This is a genomic window from Mycobacterium sp., from assembly GCF_049683935.1.
Classification (GTDB): Bacteria; Actinomycetota; Actinomycetes; order Mycobacteriales; family Mycobacteriaceae; genus Mycobacterium.
The window spans coordinates 1-3,049 of record NZ_JBAUJR010000513.1 but is presented as its reverse complement, the minus strand read 5'-3'; the positions used below and the strand labels follow the sequence as shown (position 1 = coordinate 3,049).

Sequence of the window (3,049 nt, the reverse complement as noted above, 5' to 3'; positions counted from 1 at the left end):
TCCGACGACCACGGGCGCGCTCTGCGACGGGTCCGTACCGTGCTGGCGGCCGCGCAACGCTGCACCGACGACGGCCGGGACCCGCGACACACATTGTGGCAGGCGTGGCACCGCTCAGGTCTGCAGCGGCGGTGGCTGACCGCCAGTGAACGCGGCGGCCCGGCGGGAGTGCAGGCCGACCGCGACCTCGATGCCGTCACCGCGATGTTCGACGTCGCAGAGCAGTACGTCGAGCGGACAGCGGGTGCATCGCTGCGAGGGTTGGTCGACCACATCACGGCGCTGGCACTGCCTCCGGTACGCCGCGACGACAGTCCGCAACCCGATGCCGTCGCAGTGCTCAGCGCGCACTCGGCCCTGGGCCGGGAGTGGGATCTTGTGGTGATCGCCGGGGTGCAGGAAGGGTTGTGGCCCAATGTCTCTCCACGAGGCGGTGTGCTGGCGACCCAGGAACTGGTCGATGTGATCGACGGTGTTGCCGACGCCGGGCAGCGGGGGTTGTCGAGCCGGGCCCCCCTGCTCGCCGAGGAGCGTCGACTGCTGATCGCCGCGATGGGCCGGGCCCGCCATCGGCTCCTGGTGACCGCGGTCGATAGCGACGGTGACGACGCCATGCTGCCGTCGTCGTTCTGTCGTGAGCTGGCCGCCCTGGCGACCGAACCCGTCGCCGAGGATTCTGCTCCGATCAGGGCTCCGCGGGTACTGGCCCCGGCTGCTCTGGTCGGGCGACTGCGGTCGGTGGTGTGCTCCCCGGCAGGCAGTATCGACGAGGACGAACGCATGTGTGCCGCAGCGCAGTTGGCGCGCCTGGCGGAGGCAGGGGTGCACGGGACCAACCCCGAATCGTGGTACGACCGGCGGGACCTTTCCTCAGCCGAGCCGCTCTGGGACGGCGACGATCATGTGGTGACGTTGTCGCCGTCCACGCTGCAGATGCTCTCGGACTGTCCGTTGCGCTGGTTGCTGGAACGCCACGGCGGCGCCCCGGGCCGGGACGTGCGGTCAGCGCTGGGGTCACTGGTCCACGCGGTGGTCTCCGAGCCGGGCAGAACCGAGTCGCAGATGCTCAGCGATCTCGAAAAGGTCTGGAAGCAAATACCATTTGACGCTCAGTGGTATGCGGACAACGAACTGGTCCGGCACCTGGAGATGCTGTCGACCTTCCTGCGCTGGCGCTCCGACACCCGCCATGAGCTCACCGAGGTCGGTACCGAGGTCGATGTCGAGGGGCAGGTGACCCGGCCCGAGGGCGAGGTCCCCGCGGTGCGGGTGCGCGGTCGTCTCGACCGCCTCGAACGCGACAGCGAGGGCAGGCTCGTCGTGGTCGACATCAAGACCGGAAAGAGCCCGGTGAGCAAGGACGACGCTCAGAGCCACGCTCAGTTGGCGATGTATCAGCTGGCGGTCGCCGAAGGCCTGATCGCCGAGGGCGACGAGCCCGGCGGCGGCCGCTTGGTTTATGTGGGCAAGACCAGCGGTGGTGGTGCTGCCGAGCGTGATCAGGCCCCGCTCACCCCGGAGAGTCATGCCGAATGGCGCACGTTGGTGCACCAGGCCGCCGCGGCGACCCAGGGGCCACAGTTCCTCGCGCGGATCAACGACAGCTGCGCGCACTGCCCGGTACAGGCGATGTGCCCGGCCCAGAACACCAGGAGCGATCAATGACCCCGCGGTTCAGCCCTGCCGAACTGTCCAGCGCGCTGGGCCTTTTTGCGCCGACCGACGAGCAGGCGGCAGTCATCGCGGCGCCGCCCGGCCCGCTGGTGGTGATCGCCGGCGCCGGCGCCGGGAAGACCGAGACGATGGCTGCCAGGGTGGTGTGGCTGGTCGCCAACGGGTACGCGCATCCCGGAGAGGTGTTGGGTCTGACGTTCACGCGCAAAGCCGCGGGACAGCTGTTGCGCCGGGTACGGTCCCGGCTCGCCCGACTCGCGGGTGCGGGACTGATGACGCCCGGCGATCCCAGGACCGCCGGTGTCGGCGACGACCCGGTCACGATCAGCACCTACCACGCGTTCGCGGGAAACCTGCTGCGCGAGTACGGCCTGCTGCTGCCGATGGAGCCCGAGACCCGGCTACTCGGTGAAACCGAGCTGTGGCAGTTGGCCTTTCGTGTGGTGTGCGAGCATCCCGACGCGTTGGAGACCGAGAAGTCACCCGCCTCGATCACCGCGATGGTGCTCAGGCTCGCCGGGCAGCTCTCCGAACATCTTGTCGACACCGAGCAACTGCGCGACACCCACGTGGAACTCGAGCGGCTGGTGCACACGCTGCCGGCAGGCCGGTATCAGCGCGACAAGGGTCCCAGCCAGTGGCTGTTGCGCATGTTGGGCACCCAGACCGAGCGCACCGCGTTGGTCCCTCTGATCGACGCACTGCACCAACGGATGCGGGAGGACCGGGTCGTCGACTTCGGGATGCAGATGTCTGCTGCGGCACGGCTTGCGTCCCGGTTCCCACAGGTGGGGGAGCAGCTGCGACAGCGCTACCGGGTCGTGCTGCTCGACGAGTACCAGGACACCGGGCACGCGCAGCGGGTCGCCCTCTCGTCGCTGTTCGGTGGTGGTGTCGACGATGGTCTCGCACTCACCGCCGTCGGGGATCCCATCCAGTCGATCTACGGATGGCGTGGTGCGTCGGCGACGAACCTGCCGAGGTTCACCACCGACTTTCCGCGCTCGGACGGCTCACCGGCTCCGACCCTGGAACTCCGCACCAGCTGGCGCAACCCGCCCGAGGTGCTGCACCTGGCCAACGCGGTGTCCACGGACGCGCGACGGCGTTCGGTGGCGGTGCAGTCGCTGCGGCCACGGCCCGACGCGGGCCAGGGTGACGTACGGTGTGCCTTGCTGAACGACGTTGTGGCCGAACGTGAATGGGTGGCCGAGAACGTAGCCCGGAAATACCACGAAGGCATCAGCTTGTCCGGTGCGCCGCCGACGGCGGCGGTTCTGGTGCGTCGCAACGCCGATGCGGCACCGATGGCCGAAGCGCTCACCCGTCGTGGGGTTGCGGTCGAGGTGGTCGGCTTGGCCGGGCTGCTGTCGGT

Annotated in this window: 2 protein-coding genes; both read left to right on the top strand. The window is 69.2% G+C overall.

Translation table 11 applies throughout. The features are described from left to right. On the top strand, positions 1–1,665 hold a 1,665-nt coding region (locus WA965_RS29130), incomplete at its 5' end, for a PD-(D/E)XK nuclease family protein (protein WP_526448297.1). Beyond that, positions 1,662–3,049 (top strand): ATP-dependent helicase (locus tag WA965_RS29125; protein WP_526448296.1); only part of this gene is annotated, 1,388 nt, incomplete at its 3' end. The genes WA965_RS29130 and WA965_RS29125, both read left to right, overlap by 4 nt.